Raw genomic sequence first — 23,726 nt, forward strand, 5'->3', positions numbered from 1 at the left:
TTTATTTTACAATAAGCAAGCCGATGTAGATCACCTAAACATAAAAGGATTATCCTTTAAGTTTAGAAGACAATAAGCGCAAATGACCACGCTCTTCATCAATACATTCTTCTACGAACTGCTGCTCTGCTTCAGGAACCATTTTCTTAAGCTCAGTGAAAAGTAAAATGGTATCTTTTTCAAAACGCATTGCTACTCTTACAGCATCTTCAAAGGAGAAATCTCCAGTTTTGAAAGCTGTAGTGTAATCAAAATTGAAAACATCATGAGAATCAATCAACGCCATTACATAGTGCGCATATTCGTCTGCATCACTTCCCGGTGGAATTTCAATATGCCCGATGCGATCGCGCATTCCCCTAAAAAAAAGCTCGTGTTTAGACTCTTCCTCGGCAAAATAATCAAAAAACTCTTTTGCACCCGGATCTTCCGCTTCGTCTGCAGCAAGCAAGTAAAAAGCCTGCCCTTTCTGTTCAATACGCATAGCGAGCTCAACGACTTCGCTAGCAGAAAAAAAACTTGCCATTTCAACCCCTTATAAAATTAAATTACTTTATTAAAAAAACAACATTACGGACTTTATTAATAAGCACAGCCCAGTATCGTATGTTACTATGAAGTGAATATTAAACATGCTCGCAAAAAGTGCAACCTGAATTGATAATTTACTGCTTACAAAAATCATGTTTTCACAAGTTAGTAACATTTTGATTGTTTGGCTACACGGAATATTGTTTACTTTTGCGATAGAAAGTTTATAAAATAATGTGAGCATATTCTTAGCATGACTCAGAATACGTACATGAACTTAACAGGATCTTCCCTAATTTATAATTGTAAAATCGGTTACGATATCATTAACTATAAATCTCTAAAAAAACTATTCCCCAAAATATTGAATGTTTAACGTGGAGGATTTCATGACCATTGAAACTCACGACGACCCAGCATTACAACTCTTCGTTGAGCAGTCGCTAGAAAAACTGGAACAAATTGAAACAGAGCTCGTCAAACTGGAGAAAGCTAAATCTCCAGCGGAAATTTCTATCGCTCAGATTTACGCCCTGACTCTTGCATTAAAGGAAAGTGCTTCGCTGCAAAATTATAACAACATAAGCCTCATAGCAGATAACATAGGAAAGGTTCTCGACAAGGTTTTCAAAAAAGAAATTACATTTTCATCAGATCTTCTGAATGTAATTATTGATACCTTTGATAAACTTAATGAGCTTATTAGCAATGCAACCCTAAGTGCTGACTATGATATCCGCATTATGACAATTCCTCTTGAAGAAGCACTTAAGAATTCTTCTTCTGGAGCACCTGTTATAAAACATAAAATAGAAGATTCTGACGTTTCAAATAAAGTGGACGAAGAAATTTCAGTCGAACTCCCAACTCAGCGAAAAAAAATAGCAAGCGCTTCCGTTGAAAAGTTTAGACAAAAATTCGGTATAACAAAAGAAATTGATCTTGCATCAAATACCAACCCGCTTGGCGCATCAAAAGCCGTTTCGAACAGCATAGTCAAAATGGCAAAGAACTGCTGTGCTTTTAAAAGCGATATTTCCGAAAGTCTAAAGTCCGGATTGGCAGATCGCCATGATGTACCGAAGAATTGCGTTGTTGTTGATAATGGAGCGGTGGACATCCTTGACCTTGTTCTGCGCCTGTCAGCAATGCCGGGATCAGACCATGTACTCAGTTACGAATCCGGACTTCCTGAGTACAACAGTGTCACAGCGTTATGCGGAGTTGAACTACTTAAACTGCCAAGGTCTCGCAATTTCTCTCCCCCACTCGACCAGATAGTGACGAACGCAAATGAGCACACTGCTGCAGTAATTATCACAAATCCAGACATCCCTTCAGGGTACGGCCTTCCTGCTGAAGAACTAGCAACAATGGCTACCCTGCTTCCTAAACGGACGTTGCTTATAGCTGATGAAAGATCTGTCGAATTCGCATGGCCTGAAGATGATTACTCAATGGTGCAATTCCTTAATAAAATACCAAATCTCATCATTCTGCGCAGCTTTTCATGGTCGTTCGGTATACACGGAATTCGTCTTGGCTATGGACTGATGAGCCCCGAGCAAGCACAATTACTCGAAGATTCAAGACTTCCTCATCCGATAAGCCCCCTCAATCTGGGAGCAGGATTGGCGGCTCTGAATCACAGTGAATTTTATTACTCGACCATAGCCCTCATAATTCGAGGTAGAGAACGCATTCAAGACGGTTTGCGGGAATTAGGGTGCACAGTATACCCTAGCCAAAGCAACTTTGTAATGTTCGGAGCTCCTATCCCAGCATCGGATCTCTATTCTAAAATGCTCGAGCATGGTTTCAAGCTGAGGAAGCTCGACGAATTCGGAATTACTGATCTGCTGACAGTATCCATAGGCAATAACTCTCGAAATCGTATGTTTATTGCCGCCATTGAAAATATTTTATCCGAATAATGGAGTATTAAATGCGTAAAATACCAATGCTGTTACTGACTCTTATGCTGCTTTCAGGCTGCTCTTCCCATGCACCTACAATGCAGGACGTGCGATCATATTGTCGCTCTCTTTCAACAGAATCGGCATGCGATATACAAGGTAATGTTTGCGAAGAATACTCACAGGTGCTCCTTAAAGCCTATTCTTCTGCCTCTGACTGTAGAAAAGAGTGTGAAGGCGTACAACAAAAAATGCAAAGCCAGATGGCAATGCAGAATTGTCTACCGCTCTTTGATGCTGTCGAAGGCAGATGCAATGAATACTGCAATGCAAATTATAAATAACCAAAGTACGTAGCATATCGCGGCTTGCAACTGACGGAACACTGTCGTAATAGCCTTGCGTAAACAAACGTCAACGCAATATGATTTATACTTTAAATTGCCAAAATAAAGGAACAGTCTCCCCATGCTTAAACGGTTAACTGTAGGCCAAAAAATATTTTTCAGTTTTCTTATTGTCTCTCTATTATTCGGCCTTGTGAGCATTGAATCACTCATGGCATTAAACAAATCCTCCAGTGGTTTTACGGACTATCAGGACTTTGCCAGAGAAGCTAATATCATCGGCCAAATTCAAGCATCCACCCTTGAGGGGCACACGCATGTAAAAGACTACATTATTACAGGCGACGATAAATACCGCCTCAAGTATGAGCATAGCTCTAAAAGCATGCTTTCACTCATTGATTCTGCCCAGAAAAGTTTTGCCAGTGAAGGCAGAGTGGCTTTAATCGTCGAGATTAAGCTAATGATGGATCAATATGAAAAAAGTTTTGCCGAAATAGTTAAAGCGCAAATGACCAGAACAGCCTTAGCTGACGATATAATGGTCCCAGCAGGGAACAGCATGGAGCAGTCCTTCGAGCAGATTATTGACAATCTCGGTAGTTCTGCAAAGAACTCAGCGGCTCTATACTGGTGCGCGAAAGGAGTTCGTCATTTGATTCTCGGCAGACTCTACGCTGCCAAATATTTAGATGTCAGTAACGAATCCCACATTAATAAATCACTTTTAGAGATGTCTTACCTACAGAAAGCAACGGACAAACTTTCCGTTTTGCTGAAAGAAAGTAACAAAGAAAAAATCACCAGCATCATAAATAGCAGTAACTTATATGTAAAAGGCCTAGCTCAAACCAAATCAATAACAGAAAAAAGAGACAATCTTATTTCTGCAGAGTTAGACGTTATCGGCCCCAAAATGACTAACACAATCAAAACGGCCAAGAACTCAGTCATTTCAGATCAAGATAAATTAGGACCAAAACTTCAGAGTAGAAATAGTCGTGCCATTTTGAGTGTCTGGATTGCGGGCATATGCGCACTGGTTCTCGGCAGTATTGCTGCAATTATAATCGGTAGAAATATTACCTTACCTCTTCAGAAAGTTGTCGAAGCAGCTTACAGAATTGCCAATGGAGATATGCCGGACAGCATCGAAGGTGCTGATAGAAAAGATGAGCTAGGCTCTTTGGCTACAGCCTTTAATAAAATGACGAAATCTTTGAACTATATGGCAACAGCCATGGGCCGCATTGCAGATTCAGACTTAACCGTTAAAGTTAGCCCTAGGTCTGAAAATGATACCATAGGAATCGCGCTTGCCCGGATGCTGGAGAACCTCAAAGACGATAACATGAAGATCCATGAAACCGTCAGCATCCTATCTTCTTCACTCAGCCAGATTTCAGCAGCTTCAGCGGAGTTAACCGCAAGCGCTGCAGAAACTGCTAGCGCAGTGACTGAAACCAACGCGACGGTGGAAGAAGTAAAGCAGACTGCGCATCTATCGAATGAGAAATCGAGGCAGGTGGCAGACGTAGCCCGCAAAGCAGTAAGAACCTCGCAGCAGGGACAAAAGACTTCCGAAGAAGCAGCGTCCGGAATGCGTAATATCAGACATCAAATGGATACGATTGCTTCGAGCATTGTAAAGTTGGCCGAGCAATCTCAACATATCGGAGATATCATCTTCGTAGTTAACGATCTTGCCGATCAATCAAATATTCTTGCTGTTAACGCATCAATTGAAGCTTCTAAAGCCGGCGAAGAAGGACGTGGATTCACCGTTGTTGCCCGCGAAATTAGAAACTTATCTGATCAGTCGAAGCAGTCAGTAGCTCAAATTCAATTGATTCTGGCCGACATTCAAAAGGCTACAAGTTCCGCTGTTATGATTACTGAAGAAGGTGGTAAGGCTGTTGAAACAGGAGCAAATCTATCATCACAGACTGGTGAATCGATTTTGAGCCTCAGCACAGTTATCAACCAAAGTGCTCAATCCTCTGCACAGATTGCTGCTTCGAGCCAGGAGCAGCTGGCTGGACTTGATCAAGTTGCAGTAGCTCTCGGAAGCATTAAACAGGCAGGAGAGCAAAATCTCGAAAGCTCCAGACAGCTGGAAATAGCTGTAAAAGATCTCGATGTTCAGGCTAAGTCACTTCAAGTCATGATGGATCGCTTCAAATTATAACAAATTGTGATTCTCTAATCGACAAATTCCAAAAATTGTAAAACCCGATGAATTTATATTCATCGGGTTTTTGCGTTGCAGCTCGTTATTCATAAAAAAACCATAAAAACTACTTTTAAATCTGTCAAACGACCAAAAAGAGTATAATAGTCAGAATTTAAGTTATAACCACGAATCTGTAACAGCACTCAAACGCCTAATATTATTAAAAATAAAAAACAATATCGCATTTTTTGCAAAAATGTCTTTTTAAAAACATATAATTACGATAATTTTCATCATTCATTAACGAATTCAGTATTTCATACAATTTTCAGGAGGAAAAGAATGAGTAAGGTAATTTTGAGAACTATTATGATGGTTATGGTGATGTCCCTAGCGTTCGTCATGCTGACCGGCTGTTCTAAAGAAGAGGAAAAAATCAAAATTGGTTTTAATATCCCTCTTACAGGCGACATTCCTAAAGTTGGGGAAGCTTCCAGAAATGCAGCAGAAATGCTCAAAGAAGAGATCAACAGCCAGGGCGGACTCGAAGTCGGCGGCAAAAAGATCCCTCTCGAATTCTACTACGAAGACAACGAATCCAAAGCGGAATCAGCAGTTAACGTTGCTCTTAAACTCATCGAGCAGAACGGCGTTGTTGCAATCGTAGGACCTAACTCCTCCAAGCAGGCTGTACCTGCAGGTGGAACATGTAATGACAACCGCACTCCAATGGTTTCACCTTGGTCCACAAACCCAGACACTACCAAAGACCGTCCTTGGGTTTTCCGTGCAGCATTCCTCGATCCTTTCCAGGGTCCAGTTGCTTCAAACTTCGCTGCTAAGCAGTTCAATGCTAAGACAGCAGCAGTTCTTTTCGACGTATCTAACGATTACTCAAAAGGCCTTGCTGAAATCTTCAAATCCGAGTGGGAAAGCAAGCATGGAGCTGACTCCGTTGTTGCTTTCGAATCTCACGGAACAAAAGATCAGGATTTCTCCGCACAGCTAACAAATATCATCAACTCAAGCCCTGATTTCATATTTGTTCCTGACAACTACAATCAGGTTGCTCTTATCGTTAAGCAGGCACATGACCTAGGTTGGACAGGTCCTTTCATGGGCTCTGATGCTTGGGGCTCTTCTGAGCTAATGACTCTTTGTGGTAAAGACTGCATAGGCCAGTTCTTCTCCACTCACTACGCTGCTGCCGGCGCTAAAGGCGCAACCAAAGAATTCATCGACCGCTACACAGCGAAGTTCAATGAAACTCCTGACGATGTAGCAGCTCTCACATGGGACGCAACTCGTCTTCTTCTTCAGGCAATTCAGGATGCCGGTTCTTACAGCTCTGATGTTAAAGTTGAGCGCAAAGCTATCCGCGACTCTCTTAGCACCATCAAAGAATTTGCTGGTATCACTGGTTCCATGGCATTTGATTCACAGGGTGACCCAATCAAATGTGCTGTTGTTGTTCGCATCGACGAAAACGGACAGTTCGTATTTGCTGAGTCTGTTTGCCCATAGGTTAAACACTTAGATTACAGACGACAGAGGAATTATCTTCTGTCGTCTGCTTTTTTACCGAATATTATCTCGACTGAATGGACACATTCAGTATAAGTACGGTAACGCAACTGATGTTAACGTTTTAGGTACCTCCTGATCCGTTTTTAACATTAACAAGGAGCCCCCCCTTGGGCTTACAAATATGAAGAGGAATGACCTACTGTGGATATCCTCATCCAGAACCTGCTCAATGCGTTGCAATGGGGTAGTTTTTACGCCCTAATTGCTCTCGGATACACACTTGTTTATGGAGTTTTGCTCCTGATCAACTTTGCCCACGGTGATGTATTCATGGTGGGAGCGTACATAGCATTTTTCGTAGCAACTTTTTTTCTGGGATTTGTCGACCTCAGCCCATGGCTTACTCTAGCTTTAACTGTACCACTGACCATGCTTTTAACAGCAGGAGTTGGTGTTACGCTTGAGCGTGTTGCCTATCGCCCTCTTCGAAGAAAAGGGGCGCATAGACTATATGTGGTAATTACCGCTTTGATGTGTGGCCTAATGCTTGAGAACAGCAACCTAGCTCTACTTGGAGCAAGCCGTAAAAAATTCCCTGAACTATTGGACAAGGTGATTTACACCTGGGGCAATGTTTCGGTCACTAACCTAAAACTTATCGTAATTTTCACAGCTATCGCAGTATTTATCCTTCTTGAGTTCATTGTTACCCGTACTAAAATCGGGATGGCAATGCGCGGAATTTCATACGATAAGTTCGCAATACCGCTCATGGGTATTCCCATCGATAACGTAATTGTATTCACCTTTGTTCTTGGATCAGGAATGGCAGGTTTGGCAGGGCTTTTATTCGCTATGTCATATCCAATTCTCGAACCGTACATGGGCGCACTTATCGGTTGGAAAGCATTTATTGCCGCCGTGGTCGGAGGAATTGGAGATATCCGCGGAGCGTTTCTGGGAGGATTCTTACTTGGATTTATCGAAGTAGGCGTTGTAGCTATTTTCCCTTCCTCTTACAGAGACTTGTTCGCATTCTCAATCCTGCTGATGATTCTTTGGATAAAACCAACTGGAATCTTCGGTGTTGCCAAGACAACCAAGATTTAGAGTATTGGAATAGAAATAATGCAAAAGTACAGTTTCAATTTCGGAATATGGGGTATGGCCCTCATCGTAGTTGCTCTTTCGCAATTAGGAGCACTGAACCTTTATTTTCAGTCGGTGATTATGTTCATCGGCATCAATGTAATACTGTCCTCCAGCCTTAACGTGGTTAACGGATACATGGGGGAATTTTCCTGTGGTCATGCTGGATTCATGTGTGTAGGCGCATACGTTTCCTCCATCCTCAGTGTTATATTCTTTTCCCAGAATGCTATTTTCGGAGCGCCAATTCTGCCTCCTGAATTAGCTATTATCGGTTTCCCAATCGTTGTAATCATTTCAGGACTCGTAGCTGGTCTTACAGGTCTGATTGTTGCGATTCCATCGTTTAAGACACGCGGCGACTACCTCGCTATCATTACTATTGCGGCTAACTACATGGTTATTTCCGCAATCGAAAATGTTGACGTAATCGGTGGCTCTCGCGGGTTCATGGGGATGAGAAAAGTAGTCAATGCAATGACTGACGTTATTGATCTTCCGTGGATGATGATCTGGGTAATACTTGGAACCTACATGAGTATCTGGATGATTCGCAGATTTGTTTCTTCAACCTACGGAAAAGGCATCATGGCTGTTTCTCAGGATGAAGTTGCAGCAGAAATCATGAGTGTTAACACCAACAAAATGAAGATGGCAGCATTCATGCTTTCATCCGGTCTTGCTGGTGTGGCAGGCGCTCTTTTTGCTCACGTTCTAGGTTACGTTAATCCTCAGTCTTTCAATATTATGAAATCAACTGAGTGTCTGGTTATGGTATATCTCGGCGGAATGGGGTCCATGGGCGGAGCCGTTCTTTCTGCGATTCTCTTTACCGTAATGCTTGAACTGCTAAGGTTCATCATTCCGGCAATCGATACCGGCCTGCACATTATAAATGTTCTTCCAGACTCATACCACTTAAGTCAGGTATGGAAGTGGGTATTAATCCCACTAACTCTGATTCTGCTCATGCAGTTCAGGCCAGAAGGACTTATGGGTAATAAAGAACTGCCCAAGCTGTTCCCGGGGCTGAAAAAATTCTACAAATTTAAGTAGATAATATCATACCCCCCGCGAAACGGAGATTATATGTCGCTTTTAAGTATAGATGGACTCACACAAAGATTCGGAGGGCTGCAAGCCGTATCCGATTTTAATATCGAGCTTGAAGAAGGTTCCCTGACCAGCCTTATTGGACCTAATGGAGCAGGTAAAACCACTATCTTCAACCTCATCTCAGGCTTTTATCAGCCAACTGAAGGCGTTATAACCTTCGACGGCACACCGACAAGCAATCTGAAACCACATCAGGTAACATCACTTGGCGTTGCCCGCACATTTCAGAATATCCGCCTCTGGAACGATATGACTGTAATGGATAACATCCGCATCGCTCAGCATTACCGCATGGGCTATGGAGTCCTTGATGCAATCATGCGGACCAAAAAATACTACCTGAGAGAGAAGGAAATCGAGAGAATATCAACCGAACTCCTCGAATTCATGGACCTTAGAGAGTATGCAGAAGAACTCCCGACGAACCTCCCCTACGGACTCCAACGCAGGGTTGAGATTGCGCGGGCAATGTCCATTCAGCCGAAGCTGCTGCTTCTTGATGAACCAGCAGCGGGACTCAACTCCTCGGACGTTGATGGACTAATTACATTGATTAAGTGGATTCACGATGAGTTCGACATCACAATACTAATGATTGAACATCAGATGAAGGTCGTAATGTCCCTCTGTTCATGGATTAAATGTATTGATTTCGGTACAACCATCGACGAAGGCCCCCCTGAACATATTCAGTCCAGTGAGACTGTTATTAAAGCTTATTTGGGAGATGATTCAATTTGAATACTCTACTCGAAGTCAAAGATCTCTGCGTTAAATACGGTAATATTGAGGCGCTTCACGGCATCTCATTTAATGTTAACGAAGGTGAAATTGTTACTCTTATCGGCGCTAACGGCGCAGGCAAGACAACCACACTGCTATCAGTAAGCCGCCTTCCCCCACCGGAAGCGCCGAAAGTAATCAGTGGCGAAATCTCGTGGAAAGGAGAATCCATTCTGAACGTTCCTCCCCACGAAATTATTTCAAAACTTCACATGGCGCTGGTTCCTGAAGGAAGACACATTTTCGGAAACTTAACCGTTGAAGAAAATCTTAAGCTTGCAACCTATGCACGCAAGGACTCCGCTAAAGATATTAACGGAGATTACGACAGAGTTTTTGCTCTGTTTCCACGCCTTGCAGAACGCAGAAAGCAGCGTAGTGAATCTCTTTCCGGCGGCGAACAGCAAATGCTTGCTGTTGGTAGAGCGCTCATGTCGAAATGTACATTCATCATGCTTGATGAGCCTTCAATGGGCTTAGCTCCGCTTTTGATGTACGATATGTTCCGCACGCTCAAGAAGCTTAATCAGGAAGGGCTAACCATCCTGCTAATCGAGCAAAACGCGAACCTCGCGCTTAAATTTGCGCACAGAGGATACGTTCTCGACACAGGTGAAATTGTTGCTCAAGGTACCTCTGCTGAACTTCTGGCTAATCCAGAAGTTAAGAAAGCATACTTAGGTGGCTAGCACTAAGACTTGTGTTTAGCTGATCCCTAATAAACGGATCGGCAAAGCTGGAAATACCATTTAAAAAGACCGGAGATTTTCTCCGGTCTTTTTTTGCGTTATGGCAAACGTATCAATACTGAAAGCTAAAGACTCGATTCAACATAGACGCGCTTTATTTTTAACATTCTTCATGATATTCTTTGCGCCAATGACTGACACTCCCCTTATCTCTGTGATCATACCTGTTTTTAACAACTGGTCACTAACTCAAAAATGCCTAACCTCATTGCATACTCATGCAAAAAATATTTCTTACGAAGTAATTATTGTAGATAACAACTCTACTGACGAAACAGCTACTGATGCTGATAATTTCGGACAGTCACTTTTCGGAGATAGATTTGTACTCCTCAGGCAAAATGAAAATCTGGGTTTTGCCAAAGCCACAAATATCGGAGCACAAACCGCAAAAGGGCGTTATCTATATCTACTGAATAATGACACCATTATCGTTTCTGATCCTTTTTCCGCAGTGGTTGAGAAGTTACAGAACCACCATGAACTTGGCGCTGTAGGGCCGCTTTTACTTTACCCTGACAGCAAACGCGTTCAGCACCTGGGAATAGCCATAGCTCATGGGATTAAGAGCATTCACCTTTACCATCTTTTCCCTGCGTCGCACCCTGTTGTCACTCGTGCTAGAAATTTTCAAGCGATCACCATGGCCGCATTCTGTGTAGAAAAAGACTTGTACAACCGTATGGACGGACTATTTGAAGGCTACGTCAACGGTATGGAAGATATCGATTTTTGCGCAAGACTAGGACAGCAAGGGCTATCATTTAGTATCGCTCCTGAATCTGTAGTGGAACATATTGCAGGGCAATCCCTTGGTAGATTTGCGCAGGACGCAAAAAACAGCCGCCTTCTGGCCTCTCGTTGTTCAAGATTACTTGATCCAGACATGAACCTTCTTGCGGAAGCTGATGGCTATCAGATACAGCTCACTCCGTGGTTAGATCCATATATAGAGCTAACCCCTGAGCAAGAACAAGATCTGACTGCACGCTGGCAGGCAACACCAGATTTCGAAAATTTGACTGAAATACTGAACGCTGAACCATGCTGGGAATATGGTTGGGATAAGCTAATTAGACATTACAGTGACAACTCAAACTTACAGGGAGAGTTAAGTTCACTGGTTCAAAAATCTGCGTTCTTCCCGACCCCGCAGACTTTTGCGAGATTAAAAGAGATTGCAGTCCAAAGCGGTGATGAATCACGCTTAAGAATGCTGGCTGATCAAGACTCTAAACTTGAAAAGGTTCTTGCGCGGCCCGCAATGCTTTGCGCTCAGGCAAAATCTGCCATGACCCGCGCTAAAGCTTCAGGCAATGATTCTCTGTGCAGAATCATATCTTCATGGATCACAGAAAATTTCCCTAACAACGACAATAAAATATGACTAAACATATTCTAGCCACCCTTCCTGTCAATCTTCGCTATCGGTTACTTACCGCATCCTGCGGAAAGCATCACCTGCTCGAAACAGCACGGCTTGCAATGGCAGAAGCTGGAAGGAATCCTGATTCAGCGGAAACTCTTTTAGTTTTAGCCAAAGAACTTTTCACATCGGCATGGCTGGAAGATCCGCTGGACGGCACTATCGCCATAGATCTAGCAGAATTCGAGAAACGGTTACCGACCCTTTCCGCTGCTGGCTCTAAATGCGTAACCAGAACCGCAGCTATCTGCGCGCAGTGTCACGATAAGGTCATCTTATCAAAACTGAGCAGACGCGAGCAAGGCGGAGAGTACGAGCCGCTATCAACATGGCTAAAAGGCGAGTTAAGGCTTTCTCCCGCTAATGGATTTCTTGCATGGACACTTTACCATCACGCTCTTGATAATGCTGACTTTGCCACGGGCATAGAAGTTGCCGCCAACCTCACAAAAATTTCTCCCATGGGACCAGCAATCGCAAAGCTTTCTGCCGATGCGCATTTTCTGGCTGGAAATTACAAAGAAGCCATCACACATTACAAAAATGTTGAACTAGCGTTTCCAGATATGTGTGCAGAGCGAATCGGCGAAACGCACTATCGCATGAACAACACTAAAGACGCCATTAGCAACTTAAAACGTGCGGCAACAGCCACCCCGTGGAAGGTTAACGCGGTACTACGGCTGTATGATATTAGCGAAGGTGTTGATCAGAAATTAGAGGATCTTACTGGTAAAACTGCGATTCTACTTTACTCATTCAACAATGCAGAAAAGCTGAACAGCACTCTGCAAAGTTTACACTCATCCCTTGAATCAAGCGACTCGGAGACCCTGATTAGAGTTTTATCAAACGGCTGTACCGATAAAACGAATGAAGTTATCGCGAAATGGGCTGAAACTTTTGGAGATCAATACGAAGGAGTCATCCTGCCTGTAAACGTAGGAGCACCCGCGGCCCGTAACTGGCTCGCGAGTTTACCGGAAGTCCGTGAATGTGATTTTGTGACTTACTTAGACGACGATGTTCGGCTACCAGCAGACTGGTTAAGGCGCCTTGGCGCGGCAGTGGCTCTTTACCCGAATGCGGGAGTTTGGGGATGTAAGGTCTCCGATTACGAACGGACCACAAATTTACAGCAAGTTGACCTTAACCTGCTTCCACCAACTGAAGGTGAAACGCTGTTCTCCATGTCCGAAGCACATTTGTCAGCTCATGATTTCGGACAATTTTCATACCTGCGCCCTTCGAGCTCAGTTACTGGATGCTGTCACCTTTTCCGCACACAATCATTGCTGAAGTCTGGTGAGTTCGACATCCGTTTTTCACCCACCCAATATGACGACCTCGATCACGATCTGCGTCTGGGCCTTTCAGGGGAACCGATTGTTTATCAAGGACACCTTTCAGTGGAACACATGAAAATATCGGGACGGCTGGCAGCGCAGAACAAAGCAAGCCTCGCAAGTGCAACAGGTAATATGCTCAAGCTGAAAGGTAAATATTCAAGCAACGAAATGGATACGCTCCGCCAACAAGCCTTAGAAAATCTCGAAGAGGATCTGGCCCGGAAACTTGAGAAGCTCGGAAATTAAATACTGAGTATTTGGTTCATAAGCTTAGCTTACCAGACTATACACGTCTTTATTAGCATCATCCTCAACTACAATTATTGATCCATCCTAAAAAATATTGACGGTTTTAGCGCAGGACATGTGCCTAAAAAATACAACTTATTAATCTTTTCTAGCTTTTTTAATCATTCCACTTCGGCCACTTATGCATAAAAATTCACCTGGTGGACCGAGTTGAATATCATAAAGTATTGCAGCTCCGCGAAGCAGCAACGTTCCCAAAAAACCCGCCGCCATTGCGACTTCCGGCAAAACAGAGAGCTTAACCATCCCTACATTTATAAATGCGCCAGCTAATGCGGCCACTGCGTATAGCTGACCACACAAAATCATTGGACGTGTGTCAGTTAAAACGTCGCGGATAACACCTCCACCAGTTGCAGTCATTACGCCCATAAAAATTGCGACTTCCCAAGGAACTCCCCACTGCATAGCTATACCACTACCCGTCACAGTGAACGCACTTAAGCCAAGAGCATCAAACCATGCGGTTGCATTATATCGTTTTGAAGCACGAAATACCCAGAAGTATGTACATAGCGCTGCAGAGATACAAATCAATAATTCAAGCGAATTACGTGTCCACCAAACGGGACGTCCAAGCAGCAGATCACGCAATGTCCCGCCACCAAGCCCAGTAACAACGCCAATCAGCACATACCCGACAATATCCATTTTCCTTTTGCCGGCAGCAAGCGCTCCACTGACAGAAAAAACAATATCACCAAAGTACATAAAGCCATGAATAAAGTTCTGAATCAATTCACCATTTACGACTGACATAATGATTCCTCTGAAAACAATCTTGAAATAAGTTAATATATAATTAAAAATACTTGTTTGTGCTCAAAAATTATTCCATCGGTATGAGCTAAGTTGAATATTGTAAAGTCCTGAATAATTTTTATTTCGCCGAGGATCATAGCTTGCCTGTCAGGCTCCCAACTGATAAAAAGATTTTCCCGAACACGGGACAAAATCTACACAAACAGAGTAAAAATATGACTTCATCCAAGGCTTCCACTGCTTACCTTACCGTTTCCTGTAAGGATAGACCCGGAATAGTTGCTGCGGTTTCCGGATTTCTTTTCGGAAAAAATGCAAACATCATTCACTCAGATCAACACTCAAGCGACCCTGTAGGTGGACGTTTCTTCCTTAGAATGAAATTCCACAGCAAAGACCTTGAAGGATGCTTTGATGAATTTAAACAAGAATTTTCTGATACTGTTGCGGACAAATTTGAAATGGACTGGACTCTTAATCCAGCTTGGATAAAGAAAAAAACAGCTATACTAGTTTCAAAATTCGACCACGCGCTGATGGATCTTCTTTGGCGTGCAAAACGTGGTGAACTGTTCACTGAAATCACAATGGTTATCAGTAACCATCCAGACCTCCGCGAAGCGGTGGAATCATTCGGTGTAAAATTTCACCATATTCCTGTTAATAAAGACAAAAAAGAAGAATCCGAAAACAGGATTCTGGAACTTCTGGATGGCAAAGTGGATTTAATAATCCTTGCCCGCTACATGCAGATTCTTACATCCAAGCTTATTGAATCGTACCCAAATAAAATTATCAATATTCATCATTCGTTCCTACCCGCTTTTGTGGGGGCTGACCCTTACCGCCGGGCTGGGGAGCGTGGAGTTAAGCTAATCGGAGCCACCGCTCACTACGTGACAGAAGAGCTGGACCAAGGCCCGATCATCGAGCAGGACGTTATCCGCGTTTCGCATAGACATGATATCGAAGAGCTTAAAATCCTAGGCCGCGACATTGAACGTCAAGTCTTAAGCCGCGCAGTTAAGTGGCATCTGTCTGAGAAAGTACTTGTAGACGGCAACAAAACTGTCGTGTTTATCTAATAAACAAAAAATCTCCTTGTGATTTGGTCACAAGGAGATTTTTTTTAACTAAATTTTAATATCAGGAACAATAAAAGCTTACCAAGTTAGATAATTCTATTTCTGACCGGCTTTTAATTTTTTTACAATTTCCTCTTCAGACTTTGCACCTATTCCGAATCTGACAAGAAGTTCATTTAACTTGCCCCGAATGTCTTTGGTAACCTTAGCAATAGCCTGCAAACTGACAAGCACAAGATATTCTACTTTAAAATCACCTTTCTCATATAATTTGAGAATGGCGCGGATTAGCTCCCTTTCAAGAGCTAAAAGTTGCATCTCCGCCAGTAACTCTTTGGCTGTACCCTGCTTAAATATCAACCAATTCTCATTGCTTGAATCACGCAGCCAAAGGCGCGCTTTTCTAATTTTGTTCATTCCTAGAGCGTCCAGTTCCGCAATATCTGAAACACAAGCTCGTCTTCTCCTCAAAACCCTGAAGAGCAATTTGCTTTCTTCCCCGCGAATCTTCTTCTTAAGCAGTTCTGAGAACTTCATTTCCATCAAATAGAAGAAGAGGCGATCGAGTGAATTAACTTCTAACCTACGTAAAAATCCCGAAATAATTTTTTCATCCTGCGCAGTAAAATTTTTCAACGCAATCATAAAATCTCTAACAACGATATCAATAGTCATGCTGACGCCAATGGCGCAGGCACCGATTTGATCTTGAGCAAACTGAATATTGCGAACAATATCCTCTTCTCTTTCATTGTCCGAATCGCTATTACCCTCTTCCCGAATCTGATCCATCGCTTCGCGAAACTCAACACTGAACTGTGTTGTCGCAGGATCAATGCAAACAATTCTAGCTATATGCTCAATATTAACATTGGTCATTTCTTCACTTCGAATAAAAACACCGCCCTCAATCAAAGACTTTAAGGTCAGTTTTAAAGTCCCTAGGGACTCTTCATTTGAGGAGACATCTTCATAAGAAGTTTGAATTCTGGTCTTATCAATCGGTGGATTTTTTGAAGAAAGACGGCCAGTGATATCATCAAAAATAAACCTCAAAACAAGATAACTTTTTTCCCTTGTAAGAGAGTATGATTCATCACCAATCACCTGGACAAACGAGGATTCAACCTCTTGAGTTATGAACTGCTCAATCATTGCCTGCCAAAATTCTGTATCCAGTTCAAACTGCTCAAGTAATGTATTATATCGTTTAAGAGCCGACTCTCCAAAGTGGCGTAAGGCAACCTCTTCAAAATTATCAGAAATCAGGCATGAAGCATAAACGACACCCTGCACAATTTTAATAAGCAGAGTTTCAGCATTAACTATACTTGCCTGGATTGCATCCAAGGTATCGTTATCTTTGCTGCCCTTTAACTTGCCATAGCGGCCAAGCATAAGAATGAATTCACTCAATGTTTTTTTGACAAATTCATGGGAGGGTAAATCTAATGATCTATGACATAGCAGAGCAATAATTCCGCTCTGCTGTTTTTCAAGAAGAGGAAATTCATTGATTCGGCCATTATTAAACTTAATAAACTCAAGAAAAACTTCGCGCTCGAGTACTTCTCTCAAGGTACTGCGCTCTTTAAGTTTTTTGAGAGTTTTTAAGTAAAACTCTAACCGTTTATCTTTATCCGGCACCTGAGATTGTTCGCTGTTCGCACCGCTCATGAATTCTCCATTACTTATTCCAATTTAATTAGGTAATTTGTCTCAAAATCAGAGCAGAAGTCAAGGTTTTTGCATATTAATGGTAATATTCTTGCATAAGCTGATTACAGATATATATTATTGATACATAAAAAAACAATTTTCAAATCCAACAAGTTTGATATAGACACTCAGAAGTTTGCTATCAAAATTGAAAACACAGGCTTCACGTAATGATTACTTGCACACGATGCGGAAAAAAAAATAGAGATTTCGAGCAAAACTGCACAAAATGCAAACACAAACTGCAGTCAGGTTTTGCGCGAGTCGGCGATTCATCTTTATCTACAAAAAAGAACAAGGACCTTTTTAACCTGTCATTTAAAGACTCAAAAGACTTTACAAAAGAAGGCGAAGCCTGGGTCTACTCACTGTTCCTTCTAGGCGCAGTAGTTTTTTTTACTTATCAGCAAGTTTACTGGCCCCTATATGTGCTTACTCCACTGGTTGGTCTTGTTGCTTGGTTTCGGAAGATTTAGCGGTTCTATTCTGCAAAACTTTCATCGCTGCGTCCTGATCTTCCTGCAATAAATCAGAAATAGGCTTCTGCCAAAACTCTAATTCTTTATCGGCCTTTAATTCTTTTTTTGACTTCGGATAGCAACAGCGTATCGAATGCTTATTTGAGCACGACGCGGGAAAATAATCAATAATTCCGCACTCATTCTCATTTATATAATACTTAACACTTCTTCTAAATTTCTTTTTGCGCGACATAATTATCACTTCACCGCTATCAACTTTGCAAAAAAAATCTGTATATTTTGATCCATAAAAGGCATTAAAAATATAAATAGATTTTCCCTGCATGCCAATATAATTAAACCGGGCAGGGTCCTTACAATGAGCTCTGGCAAGTGCGTTAAGGGCAATACACATCTCCCTCTCCTGCTCCATGCTTCGCCCTGCATTAGCAGGAGAGCACATAAACAATATGAGCACAGACACCATCATCAATTTTAAAATTTTTTGCATATATCCCCACATTTATAAGCCAGAAAAGCGGCTACAACTATTTATCTAAATTAATGAGTTAATATACGCTACAGCAAGCACTCAAGGCAAGCTTTAGAACGTGCAAATTCCACTCCACTCTCAAGCTGCAAATTTTTCATTCTCTTGCAAATCAATAAGCCACCTTATAAACTATCAACAGCCCCACCCTGTACAAAGCTTTTGCGCTGAGCTAATGTCTCGTTCACAGACAAATTAGCCCACGTAAATGTCAATCTTACCCCTAAACAGCCTTAATTCTTTAATTAATCTACACACTGAAAATTTATTTTTTACTTATTATGAGCAATAAATCTGCTGGATGGAATCATATTCGTGGCCTAGAGCCGCTTAGTCTTTGCGACTGGCCAGGAAAAGCCAGCTGTGTGCTTTTTCTTGGCGGATGCAACCTGTATTGCCCGACATGTCATAATTTCGACCTTGCTTGGCATATGGAAAAATTGCCCGTTATATCCAGAAATGATATTAAAATTTTCCTGCGAAACCGCGCAAAATGGCTTGACGGGATCACCATTACTGGAGGTGAGCCTACGACTGTTCCTAACCTCGGAGAGATCCTTCTAGAAATTAATAATGTTTCAAAATTGCCCATAAAATTGGACAGCAACGGAATGTTACCAGAAATTCTAGAGGAGATCCTTGAGCAGGGTTTGGTGGAGAAATTCGCCATAGACGTCAAAGGACCATATGATAAATACCCAGCTCTAACCGGGCAGGGTGTAACGGCTGATTTTGCACAAAAATCCCTCGAAAGAGTGTTTGAAATTGCAAAAGCCAATCCTGATGCATTTTACTTCCGCCTTACCAAAGTACCTTTACTTAGTGATGAGGATGTTGAAACTGCTCGCGGGTACCTTCCTGATAGCTTCGACTTAACTATTCAAGCATATATTCCACCAAGGAGATAAGAAACTTGTAGGCGCCAATACTGATAACAGCGTCTTTTACACCTTCCTCAGAGAATCAATCCCTGACCTTGATACCCTAAAGAGCTCCATCATTAAGTCTTTCCGTCAGACAAAAATTCCATACATATAGACACCCTGCTTTTTCAATTTGCAAAAAGCGTGGATATATTCATGGAGAACATTATGAGAGCCAGGAGTGTGGACAAGATTCCGAAGTTTATACTCGGATAGTCGGTTATTACAGACCTATTAAGAGGTGGAATGAAGGGAAAAAGGCCGATTATAAAGACTGTATTGAGTACAACTTTTTTTGCAATTCTTAACCTACCAGTATAGATTCAATAGCCAGTAAAATAGGTGCCTTAGGCTTTTATTTTACATATATGCGGCCATACAATTCATTATGGAAGTAATCATCAATAAATCATTTTTATTGATTATAAATTTTTTATCTTTTATACTGTAGCTGATTCGCCGAAGAAATTTTACCTCATATTTTTCGTAGAGTCGTGTTTTGCAAGAAGTTAGTCACCAAGTGGAGTTTATATGCGCATTTTAGTTGTAGACGACGAGCAAATGGTCAGGGAAAATTTAGTCGATTATCTTGAAGATGAAGGGCTTGACGTAATTTCCGTTGGAAGCGCAGAAGAAGCTATTACGCTTATGATGACAGAAAAAGCAGAAGTTGCAATTGTTGATATGCGGCTCCCTGTTATGCATGGGAACGACCTCATCATCAAATTGAAAGAACTTCGTCCTGAGATGGATTTTATCATCCACACAGGATCGGTAGATTATGCAGTCCCTCCTGATGTAAGAAATCTTGGGATATCATCGGATAATGTACTACTTAAACCTGTTGCGGACATGAACATATTCATTCAGAAAATAAAATCACTTTTCGGAAGCAAATATAGCATCTAAGATTGATGCTATATTGGTTGCTAAGAAATACTTCCACCTAGCAAGGCGACTCTGCCACTGACAACTCCACTGCGTTTAGAACGCCCACTCTCGTTTTTAATCTTGATTGGCTTTCTTATTTTATCCTTAGCGCGAAAGTTATTTTTCTTCCGGTACAGTATTACAAGCCCTTCGCGCACAGAAACAAAACGATCTGTTTGTCCCGCAAGCGTTTCAGTCGCGCCGAGAAGTAAATGCCCTTTATCAGGCAACAACTCGTGAATTCTATGAACTATTTTAAATTTGGTTTTCTCATCAAAATAAATCAAAACATTTCTGCATAGAACAAAATCAAATTTACCAAGCGCTCCAAAAGAATCAAGTAAATTCAGCTTTTGAAATGTAACCAACGACTTTACAGATTCACTCACTTTCCACAAAGAGCCCTTCTCCTTAAAATACTTTCCATATTGAGCTGGTAAACCCCGTGATATTTCGAGTTCTGAAAATTCTCCCTTGCGAGCTTGTTCAATGACATGCTTCGAAATATCAGTTGCAATTATATCGAAATCCTCAAGACTAGTGTTTTTACATTCGCAAGAATTCACAAGATCATGAATGATCATGGAAAGTGTATATGGCTCTTGTCCAGTCGATGAGGCTGCACACCAAATCCTAATCTTTCTGTTAGGCTTTTTATTTTTAACAAGGAGGGGAATAACTGTTTTGCGAATTGCATTAAACGGGTGGTTGTCTCTAAAAAAACTGGTCTCGTGAGTACTTATCGCAGAAATAACTTCTTCGCGCAAAGATTCGTTCCCGCTACGAAGCGCATTGTAAAATTCCGTCCACGATTTACACCCTTTCTCTATCAAAAGATGCTTTAATCTATGAACGATAAGGTACTCTTTGCCTTCTCCAATGATAAGCCCACATAGTCCATAGATGTGCTTTCTGAGCAAATTAAATTCGGTGTTGCTAATATTCATACAAGCTCCATAAAACTTAACATTCAAAAATCACACTTCATATTGACTCTATAAAACTAAGATCAACCATCTGATTATATAAGATTTTAAAAAGATACTATTCTTTACTTAGCACCACGAGTTCATTGGCCCACTGCATCGCAGCCAGATGGTTCTGAGCAGTAGCAAGAGGCGAGAGATGCTGTTCTTCAATTATCGAGCTGACTACTTCCCAGTTAGCTTTTTCAAAGGCAACAACAAGCTCAAGCCAAATCGAGGCATCACTCTCTTTTCCACAAAGAGCAGACATCAAATTATCCTCGATTGGCAATTCTTTAAGAAGGGCCGTCATGGGTTTACCTAGAAGAACGTCTAGAAGGGAAAACAATCCAAGCAAAAACATAGATTCAGAAGGTAAACTTACCTTCTCAACATCAAGAGCAAGAAGTTCTAAAAATTTTGCTCTTTTGATAGAGAGAAAAGCCAATTCGCTGCCAGCAGGGCCACTGCTCAAATCGGATAAAAGGATAACTCTAAGCCAACCAGCAAGCTTTCTATAGCCAATTAAGGCAACAGCCTGCTTTATAGACTTTACAACATTGGGTAAACCAAAAGAGGGGGAATTCATGAATCGCAGCAAGCGATAACTTATTGAAACATCAGAATTAATAGCCTTAGCCAAATCTTCGACATTGAAATCAGAACCACTAATGGACCTGAGCAGCCGCATCTTGTTCAAATTGTTCGAGGACATCTTTTTGCCTGGAATTATTTCCGGGCGACTAAAAAAGAAACCCTGAAAAAGATCGAATCCAAGATCAAGACATCGAACAAACATCTCATTATCTTCAACTTTTTCGGCCAATAAAATGGATTTGTATTTAGACAGAGAACTAACTATTCTTTCTAAGTCCTCAACAGGTAATTCAAGACAATCAACTTTAATAATGTCTGCTATTTCAAGAAATTTTTCAAATCCCTCCTGCCCAATGTAATCATCCAAAGCAAGAGTGTACCCTTGATCTTTGAGGAGTGTAAGAGCCTCAATCACTTCCGGGTCCGGATCAACATTTTCGAGGATTTCGATTACACACACTTCAGTAGGGAGCAGATCAGCAGCATCACTTAAAATCATGTTACGCGGGAAATTTACCAAGAGGCGTTGACCGTGCACCAAATCTTCCTGAATCAAACCGAAGCCGTCAGCAATAACCTGAGAAGTTGCAGCGTCTTCGTTGCTGACATCCGCAGTCATGCTGCGCTCAGAATTACGAAACAGCAATTCGTAGCCCCAAATAGCTCGTTCTCTTGTAAAAACGGGCTGCCTGGCCACAAAAAAAGATTCTAAAAAGACCTCAGAAGTGCTCATCTACATGTCCTGTTGTTATCTTATATCCGTATCAGTAATTAGGATATAATATACCTCATGGACATCATTGAATCAACAGCCAATGATATAAAATAACAAAAGAACTTAAATTTTAAATTAAATTTACGGCATTAAAGGTGCTAAATTAAGCCCCTTACCTTCATCCATACCCAGCATAAGATTCGCGTTCGCGACAGCCTGTCCAGAAGCGCCCCTACAAACATTATCTATTGCAGTAACAATAATCAGGCGATTTGTTCTAGGATCAACAACCAAACCTACATCGCAAAACATCGTCCCACGCACCCAGCGGGTTTCAGGAAGTTTACCTTCTGGTAAAACTCTGATCCACTTCTCAGCACCATATGCTTTTTCATAAGCAGCGCGGATATCCTGAGCAGTTACTCCATCCTTAAGTTTGGTGTAGATGGTAGAGAGTATTCCACGATTTATAGGCAACAGATGAGTATTAAATGAAACAGTTATATCTTCATCAGCAACTACAGAAAGTTCTTGTTCAATCTCAGGGGTATGCCTGTGTCCACCAAGTCCGTAGGCCTTAAAGGAATCAGACACTTCGCAGAAAAGAGTTCCGACAGCAGCTTTTTTGCCTGCTCCTGTAGTACCAGACTTTGAATCAATAACAATATCTTTAGTCTCAACTAACTTTTCGGAAATAGCAGGAGTCAATCCGACAATTGCAGAAGTTGGGTAACAACCCGGATTCGCAATTAAAGAAGCTCCTTTAATCTGGTCACGATAAAATTCTGGAAGCCCGTAAACGGCTTTAGGAAGAAGGTCTTTACGGGTATGATCAACCTTGTACCATTCTTCATATGTTTCACGATCTCTAATCCTAAAATCAGCGCTGAGATCAACAACCTTAATGCCTTTATCGTAGAGCTTTCCACCGATATCCATGGCTGTTTTATGAGGAACGGCAAGAAATACAAGATTGCAAGATTTGGCTAATTCGTCCACATCAGGAGCTGTTATTTCAAGTTCTCCAAGATCCATTCCAAGCAGATAAGGATAGATATCAGATAGTTTTTTCCCAGCTTCCGCACGGGAAGTAACGCGAACTAGATTCATACCGTCATGCCCGCTCAAAATCCGGACTAATTCCATTCCTGTGTATCCTGTGACTCCAACAAGCCCGACGGGTATTCCAGCGTTCATATCTTCCCTTCCTTTAAATTCAATATAAATAAACTCCATCTGTGAAAACACAGTAAGGAGCTATTAAGTAACTACAAAAACGTCTCACTTAATTAAAAGTATCCTCTATTTAATACCAATATTTAACATACTTAGATTCTATTTAGTCTTATCTACATACTTCATTCGAAGGCTGTATAGTAAATCACAAAGAAGTTTTTCTTCTTCACTTGTCATTCCATTTTTAATTTTATCCTGCAAGAGAGCAAGAATATCAATGGAATGCTTCGCAAGCGCAGGAGCAAATTCCATTTTTCCAGAGGAAGGATCAGCAACTTCGCCAAGATGAAACATGGCAGAAGAGCTGAGAGACATTACAAAAGTAGAAAAATTAACTTCAGGAATGGGCATATCTTTCATATCGCCCCCGCAACCACATTTATTTTCATCAGACATAACGGTCTCCTT

At 41.7% G+C, this 23,726-nt stretch carries 22 protein-coding genes; 14 read left to right on the top strand and 8 right to left on the bottom strand.

Annotated elements, in window-relative coordinates; genetic code table 11:
- Positions 1-49: 49 nt before the first annotated feature.
- Complete coding sequence (locus BR06_RS0103465) at positions 50-526, bottom strand: ferritin-like domain-containing protein (RefSeq protein ID WP_031480162.1); 477 nt, start codon at positions 524-526, stop codon at positions 50-52.
- A gap of 394 nt (positions 527-920) precedes the next feature.
- On the opposite strand from BR06_RS0103465, the gene BR06_RS0103470 reads away from it, so the two are divergent.
- The 10 genes from BR06_RS0103470 (at position 921) to BR06_RS0103515 (ending at position 13,312) form a co-directional block, all read left to right on the top strand.
- Positions 921-2,465: an aminotransferase class I/II-fold pyridoxal phosphate-dependent enzyme gene (locus tag BR06_RS0103470; protein ID WP_031480164.1), complete on the top strand. Its 1,545-nt coding sequence runs from the start codon at positions 921-923 to the stop codon at positions 2,463-2,465.
- Between the two features lie 11 nt (positions 2,466-2,476).
- The gene (locus BR06_RS0103475; RefSeq protein WP_031480166.1) at positions 2,477-2,791 is read left to right on the top strand and encodes a hypothetical protein; all 315 of its coding nucleotides are present in this window, start codon (positions 2,477-2,479) and stop codon (positions 2,789-2,791) included.
- A 124-nt stretch (positions 2,792-2,915) separates the two neighbouring features.
- Positions 2,916-4,982, top strand: a complete 2,067-nt coding sequence (locus BR06_RS0103480) for a HAMP domain-containing methyl-accepting chemotaxis protein (protein ID WP_031480168.1) — start codon at positions 2,916-2,918, stop codon at positions 4,980-4,982.
- Positions 4,983-5,345: 363 nt separating this feature from the next.
- On the top strand, positions 5,346-6,491 hold the full coding sequence (locus BR06_RS0103485) for an ABC transporter substrate-binding protein (RefSeq protein ID WP_407637419.1): 1,146 nt from the start codon (positions 5,346-5,348) through the stop codon (positions 6,489-6,491).
- Positions 6,492-6,695: 204 nt separating this feature from the next.
- Entirely contained in the window at positions 6,696-7,604 is a 909-nt protein-coding gene (locus BR06_RS0103490) for a branched-chain amino acid ABC transporter permease (protein WP_031480172.1), read from the top strand.
- A gap of 18 nt (positions 7,605-7,622) precedes the next feature.
- On the top strand, positions 7,623-8,699 hold the full coding sequence (locus BR06_RS0103495; RefSeq protein ID WP_031480174.1) for a branched-chain amino acid ABC transporter permease: 1,077 nt from the start codon (positions 7,623-7,625) through the stop codon (positions 8,697-8,699).
- Positions 8,700-8,732: 33 nt separating this feature from the next.
- Positions 8,733-9,500 (top strand): ABC transporter ATP-binding protein, encoded by a 768-nt coding sequence (locus BR06_RS0103500; protein ID WP_031480176.1) that lies wholly within the window; start codon positions 8,733-8,735, stop codon positions 9,498-9,500.
- The gene (locus BR06_RS0103505; RefSeq protein ID WP_031480178.1) at positions 9,497-10,231 is read left to right on the top strand and encodes an ABC transporter ATP-binding protein; all 735 of its coding nucleotides are present in this window, start codon (positions 9,497-9,499) and stop codon (positions 10,229-10,231) included. The genes BR06_RS0103500 and BR06_RS0103505 overlap by 4 nt, the downstream gene beginning before the upstream one ends.
- Before the next feature lie 100 nt (positions 10,232-10,331).
- A complete protein-coding gene (locus BR06_RS0103510; RefSeq protein ID WP_051676890.1) occupies positions 10,332-11,678 on the top strand; it encodes a glycosyltransferase family 2 protein in 1,347 nt (448 codons plus the stop codon).
- Positions 11,675-13,312 carry a glycosyltransferase gene (locus BR06_RS0103515; RefSeq protein WP_031480182.1) on the top strand — a complete coding sequence of 546 codons (1,638 nt, stop codon included), beginning with the start codon at positions 11,675-11,677 and terminating at the stop codon, positions 13,310-13,312. Before BR06_RS0103510 ends, BR06_RS0103515 begins: the two co-directional genes overlap by 4 nt.
- 141 nt (positions 13,313-13,453) lie before the next feature.
- Here BR06_RS0103515 and BR06_RS0103520 read toward each other — a convergent pair whose 3' ends face one another.
- A complete protein-coding gene (locus BR06_RS0103520; protein WP_031480184.1) occupies positions 13,454-14,134 on the bottom strand; it encodes a trimeric intracellular cation channel family protein in 681 nt (226 codons plus the stop codon).
- 218 nt (positions 14,135-14,352) lie between these two features.
- Here BR06_RS0103520 and purU point away from each other — a divergent pair, with 218 nt between their 5' ends.
- Positions 14,353-15,222 (top strand): formyltetrahydrofolate deformylase, encoded by an 870-nt coding sequence (purU, locus tag BR06_RS0103525; RefSeq protein WP_031480186.1) that lies wholly within the window; start codon positions 14,353-14,355, stop codon positions 15,220-15,222.
- A 96-nt stretch (positions 15,223-15,318) separates the two neighbouring features.
- Here purU and BR06_RS0103530 read toward each other — a convergent pair whose 3' ends face one another.
- Together BR06_RS0103530 and BR06_RS0103535 are read right to left on the bottom strand one after the other, a co-directional pair.
- Positions 15,319-16,899: a hypothetical protein gene (locus tag BR06_RS0103530; RefSeq protein WP_031480188.1), complete on the bottom strand. Its 1,581-nt coding sequence runs from the start codon at positions 16,897-16,899 to the stop codon at positions 15,319-15,321.
- A gap of 474 nt (positions 16,900-17,373) precedes the next feature.
- Complete coding sequence (locus BR06_RS0103535) at positions 17,374-17,913, bottom strand: hypothetical protein (protein WP_235727650.1); 540 nt, start codon at positions 17,911-17,913, stop codon at positions 17,374-17,376.
- A 320-nt stretch (positions 17,914-18,233) separates the two neighbouring features.
- Between BR06_RS0103535 and BR06_RS0103540 the strand changes: the two genes are divergently transcribed.
- From BR06_RS0103540 to BR06_RS0103545, 3 genes are all read left to right on the top strand, one after another.
- Positions 18,234-18,860: an anaerobic ribonucleoside-triphosphate reductase activating protein gene (locus BR06_RS0103540; protein ID WP_034602799.1), complete on the top strand. Its 627-nt coding sequence runs from the start codon at positions 18,234-18,236 to the stop codon at positions 18,858-18,860.
- A 167-nt stretch (positions 18,861-19,027) separates the two neighbouring features.
- Positions 19,028-19,183, top strand: a complete 156-nt coding sequence (gene nrdD / locus BR06_RS20680) for an anaerobic ribonucleoside-triphosphate reductase (protein WP_235727663.1) — start codon at positions 19,028-19,030, stop codon at positions 19,181-19,183.
- Between the two features lie 223 nt (positions 19,184-19,406).
- A complete protein-coding gene (locus BR06_RS0103545) occupies positions 19,407-19,784 on the top strand; it encodes a response regulator (protein ID WP_031480194.1) in 378 nt (125 codons plus the stop codon).
- Positions 19,785-19,804: 20 nt separating this feature from the next.
- Here BR06_RS0103545 and BR06_RS0103550 read toward each other — a convergent pair whose 3' ends face one another.
- The 4 genes from BR06_RS0103550 to BR06_RS0103565 form a co-directional block, all read right to left on the bottom strand.
- Positions 19,805-20,752 carry a CheR family methyltransferase gene (locus tag BR06_RS0103550; RefSeq protein ID WP_051676891.1) on the bottom strand — a complete coding sequence of 316 codons (948 nt, stop codon included), beginning with the start codon at positions 20,750-20,752 and terminating at the stop codon, positions 19,805-19,807.
- 97 nt (positions 20,753-20,849) lie between these two features.
- Positions 20,850-22,100 carry an EAL and HDOD domain-containing protein gene (locus BR06_RS0103555; protein ID WP_031480198.1) on the bottom strand — a complete coding sequence of 417 codons (1,251 nt, stop codon included), beginning with the start codon at positions 22,098-22,100 and terminating at the stop codon, positions 20,850-20,852.
- Between the two features lie 123 nt (positions 22,101-22,223).
- Positions 22,224-23,279, bottom strand: coding sequence for an N-acetyl-gamma-glutamyl-phosphate reductase (gene argC, locus BR06_RS0103560; RefSeq protein ID WP_031480200.1), 1,056 nt, complete (start codon positions 23,277-23,279; stop codon positions 22,224-22,226).
- Between the two features lie 138 nt (positions 23,280-23,417).
- Positions 23,418-23,714 (bottom strand): DUF1844 domain-containing protein, encoded by a 297-nt coding sequence (locus BR06_RS0103565; RefSeq protein ID WP_031480202.1) that lies wholly within the window; start codon positions 23,712-23,714, stop codon positions 23,418-23,420.
- Positions 23,715-23,726: the final 12 nt, after the last annotated feature.

It is taken from the genome of Maridesulfovibrio frigidus DSM 17176, from assembly GCF_000711735.1.
Classification (GTDB): domain Bacteria; phylum Desulfobacterota; class Desulfovibrionia; order Desulfovibrionales; family Desulfovibrionaceae; genus Maridesulfovibrio; species Maridesulfovibrio frigidus.